Source organism: Paenibacillus sp. GM2FR, from assembly GCF_002803325.1.
Classification (GTDB): domain Bacteria; phylum Bacillota; class Bacilli; order Paenibacillales; family Paenibacillaceae; genus Paenibacillus_AQ; species Paenibacillus_AQ lautus.
The window spans coordinates 32,908-51,034 of record NZ_MKZM01000014.1; the positions used below are offsets into that span (position 1 = coordinate 32,908).

At 53.0% G+C, this 18,127-nt stretch carries 13 protein-coding genes; 4 read left to right on the top strand and 9 right to left on the bottom strand.

Annotated features, from left to right (window positions below; all coding sequences use genetic code 11):
- Positions 1–55: 55 nt before the first annotated feature.
- From PAEVO_RS32870 to speE, 7 genes are all read right to left on the bottom strand, one after another.
- A complete protein-coding gene (locus tag PAEVO_RS32870; protein ID WP_481856514.1) occupies positions 56–2,251 on the bottom strand; it encodes a glycoside hydrolase family 88/105 protein in 2,196 nt (731 codons plus the stop codon).
- Complete coding sequence (locus tag PAEVO_RS32875) at positions 2,232–3,533, bottom strand: Gfo/Idh/MocA family protein (protein ID WP_100541600.1); 1,302 nt, start codon at positions 3,531–3,533, stop codon at positions 2,232–2,234. The genes PAEVO_RS32870 and PAEVO_RS32875 overlap by 20 nt, the downstream gene beginning before the upstream one ends.
- A 7-nt stretch (positions 3,534–3,540) precedes the next feature.
- Positions 3,541–5,082 carry an extracellular solute-binding protein gene (locus PAEVO_RS32880; RefSeq protein WP_100541601.1) on the bottom strand — a complete coding sequence of 514 codons (1,542 nt, stop codon included), beginning with the start codon at positions 5,080–5,082 and terminating at the stop codon, positions 3,541–3,543.
- Between the two features lie 84 nt (positions 5,083–5,166).
- Positions 5,167–6,036 (bottom strand): carbohydrate ABC transporter permease, encoded by an 870-nt coding sequence (locus tag PAEVO_RS32885; protein WP_009595532.1) that lies wholly within the window; start codon positions 6,034–6,036, stop codon positions 5,167–5,169.
- Positions 6,036–7,001, bottom strand: a complete 966-nt coding sequence (locus tag PAEVO_RS32890; RefSeq protein ID WP_100541602.1) for an ABC transporter permease — start codon at positions 6,999–7,001, stop codon at positions 6,036–6,038. Before PAEVO_RS32890 ends, PAEVO_RS32885 begins: the two co-directional genes overlap by 1 nt.
- A gap of 974 nt (positions 7,002–7,975) precedes the next feature.
- The gene (gene speB / locus PAEVO_RS32900; protein ID WP_100541604.1) at positions 7,976–8,845 is read right to left on the bottom strand and encodes an agmatinase; all 870 of its coding nucleotides are present in this window, start codon (positions 8,843–8,845) and stop codon (positions 7,976–7,978) included.
- Between the two features lie 18 nt (positions 8,846–8,863).
- On the bottom strand, positions 8,864–9,691 hold the full coding sequence (speE, locus tag PAEVO_RS32905; RefSeq protein ID WP_012818360.1) for a polyamine aminopropyltransferase: 828 nt from the start codon (positions 9,689–9,691) through the stop codon (positions 8,864–8,866).
- A gap of 332 nt (positions 9,692–10,023) precedes the next feature.
- Here speE and PAEVO_RS32910 point away from each other — a divergent pair, with 332 nt between their 5' ends.
- Complete coding sequence (locus tag PAEVO_RS32910; RefSeq protein WP_100541605.1) at positions 10,024–12,084, top strand: transglycosylase domain-containing protein; 2,061 nt, start codon at positions 10,024–10,026, stop codon at positions 12,082–12,084.
- 111 nt (positions 12,085–12,195) lie between these two features.
- Here PAEVO_RS32910 and PAEVO_RS32915 read toward each other — a convergent pair whose 3' ends face one another.
- Positions 12,196–13,074: a hypothetical protein gene (locus tag PAEVO_RS32915; RefSeq protein WP_100541606.1), complete on the bottom strand. Its 879-nt coding sequence runs from the start codon at positions 13,072–13,074 to the stop codon at positions 12,196–12,198.
- A gap of 411 nt (positions 13,075–13,485) precedes the next feature.
- On the opposite strand from PAEVO_RS32915, the gene PAEVO_RS32920 reads away from it, so the two are divergent.
- The 3 genes from PAEVO_RS32920 (at position 13,486) to PAEVO_RS32930 (ending at position 17,483) form a co-directional block, all read left to right on the top strand.
- Positions 13,486–13,869, top strand: a complete 384-nt coding sequence (locus PAEVO_RS32920) for an ArsR/SmtB family transcription factor (RefSeq protein WP_100541607.1) — start codon at positions 13,486–13,488, stop codon at positions 13,867–13,869.
- A complete protein-coding gene (locus PAEVO_RS32925; protein WP_100541608.1) occupies positions 13,870–16,131 on the top strand; it encodes a heavy metal translocating P-type ATPase in 2,262 nt (753 codons plus the stop codon).
- A 182-nt stretch (positions 16,132–16,313) separates the two neighbouring features.
- Positions 16,314–17,483, top strand: a complete 1,170-nt coding sequence (locus PAEVO_RS32930; RefSeq protein ID WP_100541609.1) for a copper amine oxidase N-terminal domain-containing protein — start codon at positions 16,314–16,316, stop codon at positions 17,481–17,483.
- Positions 17,484–17,577: 94 nt separating this feature from the next.
- Here the strand turns inward: PAEVO_RS32930 and PAEVO_RS32935 are convergent, their stop codons facing one another.
- Complete coding sequence (locus PAEVO_RS32935) at positions 17,578–18,096, bottom strand: YwhD family protein (RefSeq protein WP_100541610.1); 519 nt, start codon at positions 18,094–18,096, stop codon at positions 17,578–17,580.
- Positions 18,097–18,127 lie beyond the last annotated feature (31 nt).

The following is an 18,127-nucleotide window of genomic DNA, read 5'->3' on the forward strand; positions in this document are numbered from 1 at the left end:
TATTACCAGAATGGTTCCATTATAGCTCACGTTCCGCTCCTGCCGTCACGCAAATTTAAGCGTTTACAATCGGGCTGGCCCGCATCAGTCCGAGCAGCTCGACTCCGGCCAACAGCACGATGCCGATTCCGTGCGTATCATTCAAGTTCCACGATAAATCGTGCTTGTAGTAAGCATGCGAGGTCGACCAGCTGCTGCCCTTGCACACGCCATACACATTTCCCCGGCGGTCGATGGCCCTGCTGGTTAAACCTTCCCACCCCGCAGCGGCGGATTGCAAGTACGGATCCGGTTCCTCCAGCCAGCCGTGGCGAATCCCCCGCGCCATGCCGAAAATAAACATTGCGGTACACGAGGCTTCTTCATAGGATTCAGGGTCTGTCAGCACTTGGTGCCATAACCCGTTTACTCCCTGCACACGAAGGTACCCTTCCGCCAGCGCACGATAAAAAAGCAGCAGTTCCTCATAGTCGGGATGGCCAAACGGAAGCACGGCAAGCAGCTCTGACAGCGAAAAAAACACCCATCCGTTGCCTCGTCCCCATACCGTCCGGGAAGGCTGCCCATGACGCACATCGTATACATGCGACATCAGCTGCAGGTCGGGCAGGTATAGGTAGGACTTATACAGCAGAAGCTGGCGTGCTGCCTCGTCCAGATAGCGGGAATCGCCGGACAGCTCGGCGTATCGGCACAGGAACGGTACGCTCATGTACATATCGTCGCACCACATCGTAAGGTGCTTGCTCGGGGAAACGCCAACTTCGCGATAAAGCGCCCCATCCTCAAGACGTGATTGCTTATCCATGATGTACCGGGCGATGTCGTCCGCTGCCTTGCGCACCCCTTTCAAGAATCGAATTCGGTCTGCAAGAATGGCTAGCGCGCCGAAGGATCCGCAATCGTCGAGACTGTCGATGTCGGACAGCTGATTGTTCAGCCCTGCCGCACCGAATTCCTCCCGATCCCATAAGGAATATTCGTAATGCCCCGCTGCATACTCGACATGGCGGAGCACATATTCCTGGATGTCCGGGCGATTCAGCAGCCTACCCGACTCCAGCAAGCCGTACAGCGTGACACCAAGCGGATAATTCCAGCGGCCGAAAAGCTCATTCTCCAAAAACGGCCTCACACAGGCTCCCGGTTCGCTTCCTGTCCAGAACAGCGTCTGTCCGCCGTCAACAGCAACCGTATCCAGTCCGAAATAGTCGGACAGCTCAAGTTCTGCTTCCGCACGGATCGGACCCAGATAAAGCCACTCGCCGGTCAGGCCGTGCACCCTGCGCGGTGCGGTCAGCATCCCTTCAGGCGAGGCTTCGCTGACCTCGAATCCCCAGCCCTCTTGAATGCATTCGCTGCGTGCGGTAAGCTCCCCGCGGCCCGGAGGCACATCGATGGCAATACGGAATGTGCCTGCCTCCCGACTTGTGTAAACCTCTCTGCCGTTCCATTCAAACCGAACCGGACCATAAGAGGTTCCCGACAAGGTCACCTTCTTGGCCGTTAAGGTCCGGTTGACCACGGCAGTCCAGGCGTAAGCGGCATACCCCGGCTTCCGCCCGTACATTCTCAACATCGGGCCACCCTCTGCTTCCCCACCGTGCTTTGCTGGCACGGGCAGCCACTGTGCACCCGTCCATGATTCACTTTCTATTGAATCGGGGATGCGGGCAAGCGCCCCGTCCAGCGGCACCGTCACAATCCATCCTTCCTCGCCCTCCCGCTCCATGGATGGAGCCAGAAAGTGAAACGGCTTGTTCTTGCGGTTGCTTGTGCCAAATACCGCTCCGCAGCCGTTTGGGCTCCGGCGGAATTCCAGGACGAAGTGATTCCATCCCTTGGTAAGCGGAATCCCAAGCTTCAGAGGCAATTCGCCTGCTGTCGCTTCTTCCCCTGGCGCCGAACCGAACCGCTTCCGGCCGTTATGGTAAAGCCGAACGTGCCCCGTCCACTCCATCAGAAAGGGGAAGCTCTGCGGGTCGGCAGCCCACAGCTTCGTCCAGGCGTAAACCACCTGGCTCCCCGTCATTTCGGGGAACATATCCGCGATGGGGAGTTGATAGCAGTGGTCGGCCCGCTTGCGGATCGGACTCTTGCGCGTCACCCGGTAAACCGGGGCATGAGGCGGATTTTCACCGATATAACGCTGGGCAATGACCGTTAGCGCATGCTCGATGTTACTGCCCTCTGTTTGGGAAGCCAGGCTTTCCGCCGGGTCAAAGTATCCTTTATCGTTCAATAGGCTCACTCTCCTTCCACCCGCCCAGAACATCCGCTATCGCCACCGGACGGTGTTCCTTCACGGAACGCCACACGGCTTCCCCCGTTGCCACGGAATAGGCGCCATCCACAGCCCCGGACAAAATCGGGAACGGCCTTTCCCGGTTCTCACCGAGAAACAGGTCGTTCAGCAGAAGCGGGTCGCCTCCTCCATGGCCGCCTTCCCGATGGACGACATGGATGGTTTCCTTGGAGCCGAACAACGGGAAGTAGTCGATCGTCTGGATCGGTGTTGGAAAAGGGGTTCGGGATGGTGCATGATATTCGATCGTCTCCAGCCGGCCTTTCGTACCGTTGATCGCCAAGCGATACCCTTCATATGGCAGCGAAAAGTTGACGGAATAACTGAGCAGTGCGCCTCCGCTGTATTTGACGGTGGCCGCATACGTATCCTCAATATCGATCTCATCATCAAAAATACACCGGTCCGGGCGGTAGCCTGTATAAGGAAATTGCGGTCCCCCGCTATCCAGCTGGCCAAGATGATCGTCCTGCACATGACGTGCGTTCCAGCGCGAATGATAGGCGCAGCGGCTGGCTGAGAGGCAGGTTCCGCAATGGCGACCGTCTTCTTTGCCCGGATTCAGCTCCCCTTGGGCACCGTAATAATGGAGCGCCCCGTAGGCGAAGGCTTCGACCGGCTTTTGCCCGATCCACCAGTTCACGAGGTCGAAATGATGCGTGCTCTTATGGATGGAGAGACCTCCTGACATCTCGCGCCGGCGGTTCCACCGTTTGAAGTAGCTGGAGCCGTGATACGTGTCCAAATACCAGTTGAGATCAACGGATGTAATCCGGCCGAGCTTGCCCTCCCACACCATTTCCTTGATTTTGGCGTGAATCGGGGCATAACGGTAATTAAACGTGACCGTCACCGAGCCTTTGCTCACCCGCTCCGCATCCAACACGCGCCGAGCGTCCTTACCCGTCGTGACCATCGGCTTTTCCGTGATGACATCCAGATCCCGTTCAAGCGCGGCAACAATATAACGCGCATGCGTATCGTCGCGCCCCGCCACGATGACCACATCCGGCCGAGTCTCGTCAATCATCTTCCCGAATTCCTCTTCACCGTACGTTCCGACGGCCGTATGCTCCGGGAAGCGGGAGCGGTACAGCTCGAAGCGGGCCGGATCGCAGTCCAGTATGGCAACCAGGTCGCAGCGCCGTGCATGCGTCGTCAGAATCGGTTTGGCGAACATGCCGAGCGCACGACCGCTCACACCGCATATGGCATATTTCTTTTTCACTGTATGATCACATCCTTGAGTACCATTCCTCCACCCTCTTCGTTACTTCGTCTCCCCCTGCCTTATGCCAGCGGTCAACGAATTCATCGAACTTCTCCAGCGGCCATTCGCCGATAACAATCTTGGTTACATATTCCTGAAACAGCTTATGCGATTGAATATCCGGGAAGCCTTCATACACGGTACTCGGAAGTCCATCCCCGGCGATCCGCTTCGCGTCCGCGGTACTCACCTCAAATATATCCTTCACCATCTGCTGCATGTCTTCCGGGATCGTCTCCTGAATCCGGATGTCCATATCCTCCTTTGTCGTCAGGTTGCGCATGCCGAGCGCCAACGGACGGCTGTCCTCGGCCGGAAGCAGCACTTTTTTGCCATCAACAACTTCATGCTGCAATCCTTCGATGCCAAAGCGGGTAAATTCATCATTCGACCGATCATAGAAGAAATCGAGCAGCTTCAAGGCGGCCGGGGCTTTATCCTGGGCCTTTGCCGGAATGATCCACTCCGGTTCGCCCATGCTCTTCTGCGTGACAAAGCCCTCAAACCCATCGGCCTTTGGAAGCGGCATGCCAACGATATAAGCATCCGGTGCTTTTTGCTGCATGGCCGTGAACCGATCGCGCAGGTTGGCGGGAAGGTGGTACCAGCTGCCGACCAGATTGTTATTGATTTTAGCTGTCCATACATCGCCTTTGTTCAGAAACGTCTCGTTGTCCAGCAGCTTCTCGTCATATAACTCACGGGCAAACGCAATGGCAGCCTTCATATTGTCCGTTACGCCGGCATACTGGATTTTTCCGTCATAGACGTCCCATTCCGGATTCCCCTCCCACATCGCGACGCCGAACATGGCGAACAAATGGTCCATCCATTTGCCGAATTCGCGGCCCGTTGTAGGCAGTTCGTCCTTCAGACCGTTCCCGTTCGGGTCTTCGTTGAGGAAGGCGCGCAGCACCTCCTTGTATTCCTCCGTTGTCTTCGGCATGGACATCCCCACCTTGTCAAGCCAATCCTGGCGGATCAGCGGCGCTCTTTCCGGCACCAGGAACACTTTAGGCACATAATAGATTTTGCCGTCCGGCGAAGCGGATCGAACGACATCCCATGCCTCCTGCGGGATATTGTTCCAGACGTTCGGGGCATACTGGGGCAGCAAATCATCCAGTGCCAGCGCTCCTCCCTGGCGAATAAGGGTCTGCTCGATCCCGCCGATGGGCCGAAGAATATCGGGCAAGTCGTCGGATGCAATCATCAGATTGAGATATTCGGTCGGCTCCGATCCCGGCGGGGTCGTCACCAGCTGATATTCCACACCGGTCCGCTCCGCCACATACTGGACATGCGGATTATCCGCGCCCGGAATCGTGCCGACGCCCATGTGGCTTTTGAACACCTTTACCTGTGTAAGTTCTTCATTTCCCTCCCCGCCCTGGCCCGCTTGCGATTCGTTGTCGCCCTTGCCGCCGCAGCCAAACAGCATGACTGCCGCAAGTGTCGCCGTGAGCGCCGGTTTCCATGCCCCTTTTTGGAAAAACCATTTCGACATAAGTAAATCCTCCCCTTTTTTCGGATGGGTTGTTATATCAAACCGGCTGCAAGGCCGATTTCATATCGCCTGCCTCTCTTTGCCTTATTCCTTTAACGAACCCAGCATGGACCCTTTGACAAAATATTTTTGCAGATACGGGTACACCAGAATGATCGGGATGGTGGCAAACAGGATGGTTGCCGCTTTCAAGGTTGTCGTGTTGAAATCGTAATCCCCAAGAAACAGATTGACCGCAGCCAGCTCCTCAGGAGACTGCAGGTACGCTCTCAGCTTCATTTGAAGCGGCCATTTCTCCGGATCCCTTATAAACAGCACGGCACGGGAGAAGGTGTTCCAGTATCCGACCGCGTAAAACAGACTGACCGTCGCCATCACCGGTTTGGATAAAGGCAAATACATGCGGAACAATATGCCGAACTCGCTGCATCCGTCGATTCGCGCCGAATCGTCCAGTTCACTGGGAATGCCCATGAAAAAGGTCCGGATAATGATCATGTTGAATGTGCCAACCAGACCGGGAATGATGAGCGCCCACAAGGAGTTCATCATGCCAAGCTCGCGAACAGTCAAAAAAAACGGGATCATCGGCGCGTTGAAAATCATCGTGAGCACAATGCCGAACATGACTTGTTTGCGAATCAGAAATTCCCGTCGTGAAAGCGGGTATGCCGTCATGACCGAAAACAGCATGCTGAGCAGCGTCCCGGCGATCGTAATATATACGGTAATCCCGAATGATGTCCACAGGCCTTTATTTTTTAATACGTGCTCCCAAGAAGCGGTCGTAAACTCCACGGGCAGCAGGAATACTTCCTTCGAATCGGCAGCTACCGGGGAGCTGAGCGATACGGCAAGCAGCTGAAGAAGCGGGAACAGCATCGTCACCGCAGCAGCGAACAGAAACACATAATTCAGCGTCTGAAACATTTTTTCTCCGAATGTCGCTTTCATCACCACAACCCCTGATCCGTTTTTCTGGCCAACCGGTTAAAAATCCACAGCAGTATAAACCCAATGACGGACTGGAACAGCCCGATGGCTGTTGTCATGCTGTATTGTCCCTGAAGCACACCCGCACGATAGACGTACGTCTCGATGATATCCCCTACCGAATACGTCATCGGCGTCAGCAAATTGTAAATCTGATCAAAGCCGAGCTCCAGGAAATTACCGATCTGCAGCAGGAACAGCACCAGAATCGTCGGAAACATCGTGGGCAGCGTAATATAAATCGTTTGTTTCCACCGGCTCGCTCCATCCATGACGGCTGCTTCATATAAATTCGGATTGATGCCGGCGATGGCAGCCAAATAAATAATCGTTCCCCAGCCGACTTCCTTCCAGATCGAGGACAGCACGACAATCCCTCGGAAATACCGCTCCTCCTGCATGAACAGAATCGGTTCGTAGCCGAACCAGTCTCGAACCGCATTCACAACCCCTTGGTTGGACAACAGCTCGAAGACGATCCCGCCGACAACAACCCACGATAAAAAGTGCGGAAGATAGAACATGCTTTGCACGACCCGTTTTGCCAGCATGATGCGAATCTCATTGAATAGGAGAGCCAGCACGATCGGGGCCGGAAAACCAAAAACAAGCTGATAGAAAGCGATGACCGCCGTATTGCGCAGCACGTTGTAGAAATCCTGGTAGGAAAAAATAAATCCGAAATTGTCCAGGCCCACCCATGGGCTGCCAAGGATGCCTTTGAAAATCTGATAGTCCTGAAAGGCGATGACACTGCCCGCCAGCGGCACATATTTGAACACAATATAGTAGAGAATTCCGGGAATAATCATGACATACAGCATCCAATGCTTGCGGATATTGGTTATGTACCGGTTGCGAGATGTCCCTGGTTGCCTGGCGGTTATCAAATCCTCGCGTTTTATATTGGGTGACTGGGCTGCCATCGTATGTGTACCTCCTTCCGTCGATATGGTCGATGTAACGCCAATATTAACGGCTTCCGGTTATCGGCACAATCAATCAATCCGACACGCAATGAGCAGATCGCCGATTCTCCCCAAACTAGGCGTACCTTGAACCAATGCGTGGACTTGAAATAGAACTTAAGATTAGAAGAGTGGACAAGCAAATTGAGGAGAGGCATAAAGGATTTGTTGATGGGCTGGAGGATGGGTTGGGTTTCATAATTGTTAAGTTGGCTGATTATCCGGTAAACATATCCCTGTTCCCCCCCTTTTCCGTAGCATCTATGCCCACCATTTATGTCAGTAAAAAAAGGAAGCTTTCCCCGATAGCCGCAGGCTTAGGCAAGGGAAGCTTCCTTTTTTCTTGGCAGCTGAGACGCGAAAAAGCAAGCCGACACCGTTAGCCGAAGGCTTAGATGGGGGAGGCTTACTTTTTCTTCTACAGCCGAGAAGTGAAACCTCGGCTGATACGCACTTGAGCCGGCCCGCGAGCAACCCGTCAGGGGAGCTGACCGAGGGGGCCGCGCTCACGCGAAAAAGCAAGCCGACACCGTTAGCCAAAGGCTTAGGTGGGGGAGGCTTGCTTTTTCTTCATAAGGCCGAGAGGCGAAACCTCGGCTTACACGCACTTAAGCGCCGGCCCACAAGGAAACCCGCCAGGGGAGCTGACCGAGGGGGCCGCGCTCACGCGAAAAAGCAAGCCGACACCGTTAGCCAAGGGCTTAGGTAGGGACGGCTTGCTTTTTCTTCATAAGGCCGAGAGGTGAAACCTCGGCTATATATGGGCGCACAAAAGGCCACGAGGACGTCCCCGCAGGGAGACCGAGCGGTGGCCGGGCACAAGCACCAGCCCCGCTCATATCCTCATACCAACTCCGAACACCAAAGTTCCGGGTGTCCAGAGGGCAGCGCCCTTGGGGCCCTCCCTGGCAGGGAGGGTTTGGGTGGGTGGACTATTTTACGAATCCCAACAACATCTCACGAATAAGCTTCGCAGCTACGATCTGGGTCTGCTCGGTCGGATCATAGATCGGCGCCACTTCCACGAGATCGCAGCCGACCACATTCACGTCGGAGCCCGCAATGAGGTGCACGGCTTCCAGCAGCTCCTTCGATGTGATGCCGCCCGCTTCTGCAGTACCGGTGCCCGGTGCGGCAGACGGGTCAAGCACATCGATGTCGATGGTCACGTAGACCGGACGGTTGCCCATGGAAGGCAAGGCTTCCTTAAGAGGCGCCGCCACTTCGAACGGATAGAAATTAATGTTCTCGCGTCCATATTGGAACTCCTCGCGGGAGCCGGAACGGATACCGAACTGATAAATGTTCTTGCCGCCCATAATGCCCGCTGCTTTGCGGACCGGCGTGGAGTGGGACAGCGGCTCTCCCTCATAATGCTCGCGCAGGTCAGCATGGGCATCGATATGGATCAGAATGAGGTCCGGGTACTTTTCGTACACCTTCTGAATGATCGGCCAGGATACGAGGTGCTCGCCGCCAAGTCCGATCGGGAATTTCCCGTCATCCAGCAGTTTGCCAACATAATCGCCAATCACTTCAAGACTGCGGCCCGCATTGCCGAAAGGCAGCATCAGGTCACCTGCATCGAAATACGTCATGTCTTCAATGCTTTTATCCAAGTACGGGCTGTACTCCTCCAAGCCAACGGACGCCTGGCGAATACGAGCCGGACCGAAACGGGAGCCGGGACGGTAGCTAACCGTGAAATCCATCGGCATACCGTAAATGACAGCCTTGGACCCTTCATAATCCTCGGAGCTCAAAATAAACACGTTGCCGGAATAACCTTGATCCAGTTTCATCAGTTTATACGCTCCTCCTTATTTCACCAGGTCTTCAACAAATTTAGGCAGCACGAATGCGGCTTTGTGCAGGCGAGGCGAATAGTATTTCGTATCCATCTCATCAATCGTGGACTCGTCCACTTCAAGCGGATCATACGTTTTGCTGCCCATCGTGAAGGTCCACAGACCGCTTGGGTAGGTTGGAATGTTCGCTCCATACACACGGACAATCGGGAAGATTTCCTTCACGTCTTTGTTGACCTGCTGAATCAGGTCTGCTTTAAACCACGGGTTGTCCGTTTGCGCCACGAAAATACCGTCTTCCTTCAGCGCTTCGTAGATCCCTTGGTAGAATCCGCGCTCAAACAACGGAGCAGCCGGGCCCACAGGCTCTGTGGAGTCTACCATAATGACGTCGTATTCGTTCTTATGCTCAATGATGTGCATATATCCATCGTTAACCAGCACTTCGACCTTCGGATCATCCAGCTTGCCGGCGATCTCAGGCAAATACTGCTTCGAATATTCAATGACTTTCCCATCAATTTCAACGAGTACGGCTTTCTCTACGCCCGGATGCTTGATCACTTCGCGAATGACGCCACCGTCTCCTCCGCCGACAACAAGTACCTTCTTCGGATTTGGATGCGTGTTCAGTGCGGGGTGAGCGACCATCTCATGATAGACGAATTCATCCTTAATTGTAGTCATAACCATACCGTCCAGAACGAGCATGCGCCCGAATTCCTCAGTATCGATCATATCCAGTTGTTGAAACTCCGTCTTCTCATGTACAAAAGTCTCCCGGATTTTAGCCGTAATACCAAAAGTCGGGGTTTGCTTCTCTGTGTACCATAATTCCATCGTCACTACCTTCTTTCCGCTAGAATAATGTTCAGCCGTCCAGATCCAAGCCGTAAAACTTTATTCGGGGCAGATGCCTTTAGCTTACAGTTTCACACTTTTCCTATTGTACCAAACAAATTAGATTATATTAAATCAAGCCCAAATTGCAACCAAAACTTCCGGTACAGACGAATGGAAGCAAAAACATCATCGTTTCCGATGAATATCCTGCCTTCTGCAGCCCCATACTATATAGAAAAAGAAGGCAGCCAAGGGGAATTTGAGCATATCTCCGTTTTGGCAGCGTGAAAGACTCGATTCTACAAAGAGGACTGGAAGGAGAACCACTGATGCCGGGACAAAAAAAATCACCTAAGCGCAAACGTCGTTTCGTCCGGCTTGCTACATTTCTGTTCGTACTCTTATGCATTTCCATCATCGCCGGCGGCATTCTGCTCGCCTATTTATTTATAACGCCACTGCCCGTCGCGGAAACATCCCGCTACTCCCGTCTGCTCGACAGCCAAGGCGATTTAATCGCCACCTTCTCCACCACGGGACATACATCTGAGCAAGTGAGCTTGACCGACATATCTCCCCTCCTGATCCAGGCCACCTTGGCGGTGGAGGACCGGAAATTCTATGATCATCCGGGGTTTGATATGAAGGGCATGGCCCGAGCCGTATTGGTCAACCTGCAGCATATGGATCGCAAACAAGGCGCAAGCACATTAACCCAGCAGCTTGCTCGAAACTTATACCTATCTCATGAAAAAACGTGGACACGCAAACTCAAGGAGGCCAAATTCACCGCCCAGCTTGAGATGAAATATACGAAAGATCAAATACTTGAAATGTACCTGAACGAAATTTATTACGGCCATGGAGCTTACGGTATCGAATCGGCGTCCCTGCTCTACTTCGGCAAGTCATCAAAAAACCTGACTTTGGCCGAAAGCGCGATGCTAGCCGGCATTCCAAAGGGCCCGACGTATTACTCGCCCTACAATCATATGGACAATGCGCTTAAAAGACAGCAGATTGTCCTGAATGCCATGGCGGAGACCGGGTTCATTACCGAGGCCGAGGCCGATAAAGCCGCCTCGGCCAAGCTCGCCCTGCTTCCTCAGGACCGGCAGGAGAATAAGGTGATTGCCTCCTATTTCCGGGACTATGTCCGGAGCCTCGTTACTAAACAGCTGAACATTACGGATCAGCAGCTCGAACAGGGTGGCTTAAACATCTATACGACACTGGACCCTCGGGCCCAGAAAGCAGCCGAAGAGGCTGTATCCGAGGGCATGGACAGCAAGAGCGAGCTGGAGACGGCGCTTGTATCCATCGACCCGCGTAACGGGCACATCAAAGCCATGGTTGGCGGAAAGAACTACCGTGAGAATCAATACAACCACGCGTTGGCCAAAACAAGGCAGCCCGGGTCCTCGTTTAAGCCGATTATGTACCTTACGGCTATAGCATCCAAGGAAATGACGAGCACCAGCGTGTTCAACAGCCAGCCCACCCTGTTTCATTACGATAACAACCGCAAAACGTATCAGCCCAGCAACTTCGGCAATAAATATTTAGGGGAAATTCCCATGCGGGAAGCCATCGCCGCTTCGGATAATATTTATGCCGTGAATACCATCATGAAGATCGGCGCGGATAAAGTAGCCGACATGGCGAAAAAGATGGGCATCACAAGCCCGCTGGAGCCTGTCCCTTCGCTGGCGCTGGGGACCTCGCCCGTCAGTCCGCTGGAGATGGCCTCCGCTTACGCCGTTATGGCGAATAACGGTAAACGGGTCTTGCCTGTCGCCGTACTGAGTATCACCGATGCCGCCGGTCGCAGCTTGTATACAGCGCCGGAAGACGCAGGGGAACAAGTAGTCGAGCCTGCTGCCGCTTACGTGATGACACGTATGATGGAGGGGGTATTCGAGACAGGCGGCACGGGCAACCGGGTCTCTACCCTGATGAAACGACCGGTTGCCGGGAAGACAGGTACCACCGACTCCGACGCTTGGCTCGTGGGCTATACACCGGAGCTGTCGACGGCGGTCTGGGTTGGATATGATAAAGGGCGGGAAATCAGCAAAGTCGACGGGCGGCGGGCAGCGCCGATTTTCGCGCAGTACACGGAGAAAGCGCTGGAGAATGTACCGCCCAAGATTTTTCCGATCCCGGATGAAGTCGTCAGTGCTTATGTGGATCCCAAGACCGGAAAGCTTGCAGGAGCCGACTGTCCTGGCAAAGTTCTGGAGGTTTTCGTCAAGGGTACGGAGCCTACGGAATATTGTGACGAACACGGAAACGGCGAGCCCGTGAAGAAGGCTGACCCTGCAGATGCGGCCGAGAAACAGGAAGAGCGTTCCTGGTGGAAGGATTTCAAACGATGGTGGGTCGAGTAACTCGGATCGAACCCGTCACATCAAAAAAACAGCAAGCTCCTTTAACGGGATTTCCCCGCAAGAGGGCCTGCTGTTTTTCTTTTTTCACGATATGTTATGTAGATGGCTTCATTATAAAACGGTTATATATTCAATCATGGAACTACCAAGAGTCACGATCACGAGCATCAGTGCAACGTAAACCAGCAGGATCGCATACAGCGGATCCAGGCCGCCAACCATTCTTCTCTTGTAGCTGGTCATGACGAATAACGGCACGGTCATCACGGTGCTGATGAACGACAAAAGGATGATAACCTTCGATATATCCCCATTCAGGAACAGGAACACAAAACTGACGATATACAACACGAGGAATAAAGGCAGCAAAGCGCCGAATCTTGCCATCACTTCTTTTAGCTTCGCAGCCGGGTTGAAGGACAGCTTGACCGCAGCGAAAGTAAAGACGTTCAGCAAGAATAAGAAAATCGCAGTCCAAACGATTGGCTTTAGGACAAGATCTGCAAACGCCCCCTCGGGCAGCCCTTGCAGTTCATGATGAAGTGCTGCGTACAGCGCGAGTGGAAAAAGAACAACATAGAGCACCATGGACACGATCGCGTTGAAGAACTGGCTGCTCTCAGTTCCGGCAGCTGCGCCAAAGGGATGTCTTAGTCCCTTCAGAAAATAATCCCCGTAGAGCTGTCCGTACAATTTTAAGCTGGTCCAATAAGGATTGGGTTCCTCATCTTCATCGGAATGCTGCCGGCCTGCCGTTGAGAAGGGAATATCCGGCGGCGTATACACCGGCAAAGCAGGTTCAATCTGGCGTGCATGAGGTATCTCCCCTCTACTGCTGGCACTTCGCCTAGTGACACTGTATACCTCCGACGTTGCTGCTTGCTCTTTCATGGCGGCAAATACGGGTGAGTCCTCGATAATCAGCCTTGCCCCGCATTTCTTGCAATACTTCCCATCTCCCGTTTCATATCGACATATTGGACAAGTCATACTCTCGCCTCCCCTGTTCATACACATCCGTAAATCGAAGGATAGGTATTAGATAATGTACACATTCGAGTCGAAACGTTTGGCCCGTGCAAGGGTGTTATGTAGTGCATGAGGCGCCTTGGGCCCAGTATTCTTCCTATGCGAATTTTATATCTTTTTGCTAATAGTATAAGTTGGCGTGATATGAAATGGAAGGATTTTCTGAGGGGCGACACTGCGCCTAACCATTGGAATTGGTTAATACTATATGACTTATCGATTCATTCTTGGACTGTGACATGCTTGTGAACAATCAAACATCCGTTTGAATATCGTGTGTAAATCGGGTATATTATGACTAACAATCAAATCAACGTTTGAATATATAGAATAAAGAGCGCTTATTGCTCCTAATCCAAGGAGGTTGTTCTTATGAATGCCCGGACGATGAACGAAGAAGTCTCCCTTGAGCTGTGCGAAACGGAATGTCCTTCAACCGAAGGGATTGCTTTGTTAAAAGAAACGATCTCCGATGATGATATGATCGGCATGGCGGAAATCTTCAAGGCATTGGCCGACCCGACGCGGGTCAAGGTAGCTTATATGCTGGACCGTGGCGGCGAGCTGTGTGTTTGCGATGTAGCTGAAGTACTCGGAAGCTCAACGGCAACGGCCTCCCATCATCTGCGTACGCTGAAGAACAAAGATATCGCCAAATCGCGCAAGGCCGGAAAGAATGTATACTACTCCCTCAAAGATGACCATATCCGAACATTGCTTCACATGACGCTGGAGCACCAGAAGGAGAAGATGTAGATGAGTACGGATAACCATCAACGTTCCAAATCATCTCCGGAGGCAGGCGGCGAACTTATTGAATACCGGGTACAGGGGCTCTCCTGCCCGAACTGTACACGTGAAATGCAGGAAGAGATCCAGAAGCTGGAGCATGGGAACAATGCCCGACTGAGTTACAACAGCGGGAAGCTTACCCTCTCTCCTCATGTGAATCTAAGCCGGGTAGAAACCATTCTGAAAAGTGACGGTGCGCGCATCGTTCATGCTCCGCAGACAGCGTTATCGGCCGCCGGTGCTGCTCTACATGCCCCTTCATCGCATTCTCATGGATCGGCACAAGGACGGGACGAAGAACATGACCATGATCACGGTCAGGCTCATGAGCACCGTAACGGCAGCGAAGGAAAAATGAAGTGGCTGTTGTCCATCTCGGCTGTTTTCTATGTGCTAACCTTTCTATTAGAAGGAAAAGTCGCCGGACCGGTTGTGATCGCATTATATGCAGGTGCTATGATTCTGAGCGGGTACACCACATTCTTGCGCGGACTGCGTAACCTGACCCGCTTCAAATTCAATATGGATACCCTGATGACCGTTGCGCTCGTGGGCGCCGTCATTATCGGGGAATGGCGGGAAGCCACGCTGGTTGCCATTCTGTTTGGTCTTAACGAGCTGCTGGAAGGCTACGGCATGAATCGAGCCCGGCAATCGATGGAAGCGCTGCTGGCCGCAGCACCGAAGGAAGCGGAGCTATGGAAAGACGGTCAAACCCAGCGCGTGCCGATCGAGAGCCTCTCTCCCGGAGACGTTGTCCGGGTAAGACCGGGCGAGAAGATTCCTTCGGACGGAGCGATAACCCAAGGAACTGGCTCGGTGAACGAAGCTGCCATAACCGGGGAATCGGTGCCTGTTACGAAACGGGAGGGCGACACCGTATTTGGCGGCAGCGTAAGCACCGACGGCGTGCTTTATATCGCCATCTCGAAGGTTTATGAGGATTCCTCCCTGGCCAAGATCATGTATCTTGTACAGGAGGCACAGGACAGCAAGACGCCGACAGAGCTCTTTATCGATAAATTCGCGAAATACTATACTCCCGCTATTATGATCATCGCGCTGGCAGTTACGCTGATTCCTCCGCTGCTGCTCCATCAGCCCTGGATGACCTGGATCTATCAGGGGCTGTCCATACTCATTGTCGGGTGCCCTTGCTCGCTCGTGCTTTCTTCTCCGATTGCACTGGTCAGCGGGATGACCCGCGCGGCACGCAACGGCATTCTGATCAAAGGCGGGGTCCACCTGGAGCAGCTTGGCCGACTGGAAGCCATCGCTTTTGACAAGACGGGAACCTTGACCAAAGGTGAGCCTGCCGTCTATGCGGAGACGGTATATGATGAAACAACATTTTATGCCGTTGTAGGCGCACTGGAGCAATCCTCTCTCCATCCGTTGGCTAAAGCGGTCATGAAGCATCTGGAGATCAAGAATCCGCAGTGCATGTTTAATGAACCTCAACAGATAACGGTACTGCCCGGCGAAGGCATTCGGGCTGAGATCGGAGGGAAGCTGTTCTGGGTCGGAAGCGAGGAAGTGCTGCAGCATGTGAACGGCCCGCAAGACCATATCAGCTCCGTGGAGGAAGACATCCGGAGAATGAAGGCCCAGGGTTATACGATCGTTGCTGCCGTAAGCGAGGATCGCGTATTAGGCCAATTCGGTCTTGCCGATGAGATCAGACCGGAGACGGCAACCGTCGTCAGCAAGCTTCATGAGGCCGGTATCACGGATACGGTCATGCTGACAGGCGACCACGAGCAGTCCGCACAGGCGATAGCGAAGCAATCCGGTGTATCTCGGGTATTCGCAAGTCTCCTGCCTGAACAGAAGGTTGCCAAGATCAAGGAGCTTTCTTCCCGCAAAAAAACCGGCATGGTTGGTGATGGCATTAACGATGCCCCTGCATTGGCCGCTGCCGATCTGGGCATCGCGATGGGGAAAGGGACGGATAGTGCCATTGAAACGGCCGACGTTGTATTGATGCAGGATCACCTTGGCAAGCTGCCAGGGGCCATCCAAACGGCAAGACGGGTCAATCAGATTATTAAGTGGAATATCGGGCTCTCCTTGTCGCTGAAAGCCATTGCTTTACTGCTTACGATCCCGGGATGGCTGACCCTGTGGATTGCAATCATATCGGACATGGGCGCAACCATTATCGTGACCTTGCTTGGTCTCACCATTCTGCTTGGCAAGGATCAGGAGCTAAAATCAGGATATTGATTTTACCGGAGCTTCGCCCTTTCAGGGCAGCTCCGGTTTTTTTAGTTCGTCCTTTGGCGCGCCAGCTCCAATCTCGCCATCGCATATCTCATTTTTTACATGATTTCGTGATTTAGGTGAAACATTTCCCATTATTTAGTCGTTTATATAGGCGGGAGTGAAAACCAGAAGGAGGAAATGATATGAAGTCCGTACAAATTATCAAATTAGCAGGTACCGCATCCATAGCCATGTCTTTATTGCTTACGTCCTCATCGCTCACAACGATTCCTGCCCATGCGGCAGCAGCCTCCACATCACAGAGCAAGGCAACATGGAGCACTCTGGATGTGAAACATAAACCTTATACGAATAAAGGCGTTGTATTCATTCCATTGAAGGAAGTTTCCGAACAGCTGCAGCTGCAGTTGACGATCCCCGGAAAAAAAGAGCTGTACATTAACAGCCCGACACAGTCTGTCCGCATTATCATCGGACAGTCGCGTGCAGTCAATGCCAAGGGGACCGCTCTAAAGCTCGAGGCGGCTCCGGTCGTGAAGAAAGGCGTGACTTATGTTCCCGCCAGTCTGATTACCAAAGCCTTCGGCATCCCTCTGAAGTATGACAGCAAATCCGGACTTAGAACGACCTTTGATTCTTGGTCAAAATACGCCTATGCTTCCACGGCCAATATGCTCTTCTGGGTAAATCGCGAGAATGGTATGCTGTCCATGGGTAAAGCCGGATCCACCCCAGCCCAAGTCGGCATGATCCCGGTGGAGGAAATCGATCAAGTCGGCTTAAGCGCACATCGCATCAACAGCAATACCTATGTCGTCGACTTGTCCAATTATTACGGCGAACCTCATATTCATGAGGGAAGATACCGGCTGCTCATTCAGGACAAGAAAATCCTGAAGCTATCCAAAACCAAACATTCCAATTTTGCCGGAATTAACTACAAACCGGACCAACTCAGCTACAAAGGCAATATTGCCATGATGAACGGCAGCACGCTGGAGCTGGTTCATCCGACGGGCAAAACGGTCAAAACTTATGACCTGGCCGCGCTCACGGGAGTAAAGGATCATTTTGTTGTAGAAGCGATCGAACAGGACTTCCTGCTCGTCCGACCATACACGAAGGCGACCCTGTATATCGTTCATCCGACAGGCAAGACAGCCGAGCTTATCTATCCTGAATTTCTGGACGAGGAAACCATCAAGGTCATTGAGGAAATGCCGCCGAACGAGGTGGGCTTCATTGGTGACGGTCTTACGTATATCGGATATGCCGGCGGCAAGCTGACGCTCCAATACAAAAATCCGTTTCTCGATCAAAAAGAAAAACTGACCTACGCTCTTCCATTCTAACCATACGCAATTACAAAAAGACCGGCAGGATTCGATCACGAATCCAACCGGTCTTTTCACTTGCGCATCTAGAACAATGCTTTCATTTATTGTATTATTCCTCGGTTCGAAGGGCTTCCTTAATTTCCTCTGGGGATGCATTCCACCATTCCTCGTTACGCGAAATCAGCAGCTCACGCAGCGCTCTCTTCTCCACGTCGCCAAGCCCATCCAGAATAATCTTGCGCTTCATCGCCGCATCCATTTTATTCACATGATCGGCGAGGATCTTCCAGCCGCGGCGGGCCTCGTGGTCAATCCACATTTCACAGGCGGTCATGCCTGCATAATGCTGTCCCTCCGCGGTACGATCTACAGCTACCCACACGATCCACACCTGGCGTCCGTTGGGTACTTCATCCCGGTTCATGCTGAAACGGATGCCCTTCTCCACCTTACTCTTGGCGTGCATGGCTCCAATGTCCACTCGGGCTTCGCCATTGTCGATAATGACGGGCGACAAACTGTTCAGATCGATGGAGCCTGATCCAAACCCCTTATGTTTACTCTTGCTATTAATAATATTCAAAGCAATCGGTTTCTTCGCACCCTGCTTCTGCTCTTCATTCTCCACTGCTGCCGACCTCCTATATCAGAGCCGATTC

Bases quoted from the DNA above. Each gene is read 5' to 3' on its own strand.
- PAEVO_RS32880 (WP_100541601.1), bottom strand. From the start codon at position 5,082: ATGTCGAAATGGTTTTTCCAAAAAGGGGCATGGAAACCGGCGCTCACG.
- PAEVO_RS32885 (WP_009595532.1), bottom strand. From the start codon at position 6,036: ATGAAAGCGACATTCGGAGAAAAAATGTTTCAGACGCTGAATTATGTG.
- PAEVO_RS32890 (WP_100541602.1), bottom strand. From the start codon at position 7,001: ATGGCAGCCCAGTCACCCAATATAAAACGCGAGGATTTGATAACCGCC.
- speB (WP_100541604.1), bottom strand. From the start codon at position 8,845: ATGAAACTGGATCAAGGTTATTCCGGCAACGTGTTTATTTTGAGCTCC.
- speE (WP_012818360.1), bottom strand. From the start codon at position 9,691: ATGGAATTATGGTACACAGAGAAGCAAACCCCGACTTTTGGTATTACG.
- PAEVO_RS32910 (WP_100541605.1), top strand. From the start codon at position 10,024: ATGCCGGGACAAAAAAAATCACCTAAGCGCAAACGTCGTTTCGTCCGG.
- PAEVO_RS32915 (WP_100541606.1), bottom strand. From the start codon at position 13,074: ATGACTTGTCCAATATGTCGATATGAAACGGGAGATGGGAAGTATTGC.
- PAEVO_RS32920 (WP_100541607.1), top strand. From the start codon at position 13,486: ATGAATGCCCGGACGATGAACGAAGAAGTCTCCCTTGAGCTGTGCGAA.
- PAEVO_RS32925 (WP_100541608.1), top strand. From the start codon at position 13,870: ATGAGTACGGATAACCATCAACGTTCCAAATCATCTCCGGAGGCAGGC.
- PAEVO_RS32930 (WP_100541609.1), top strand. From the start codon at position 16,314: ATGAAGTCCGTACAAATTATCAAATTAGCAGGTACCGCATCCATAGCC.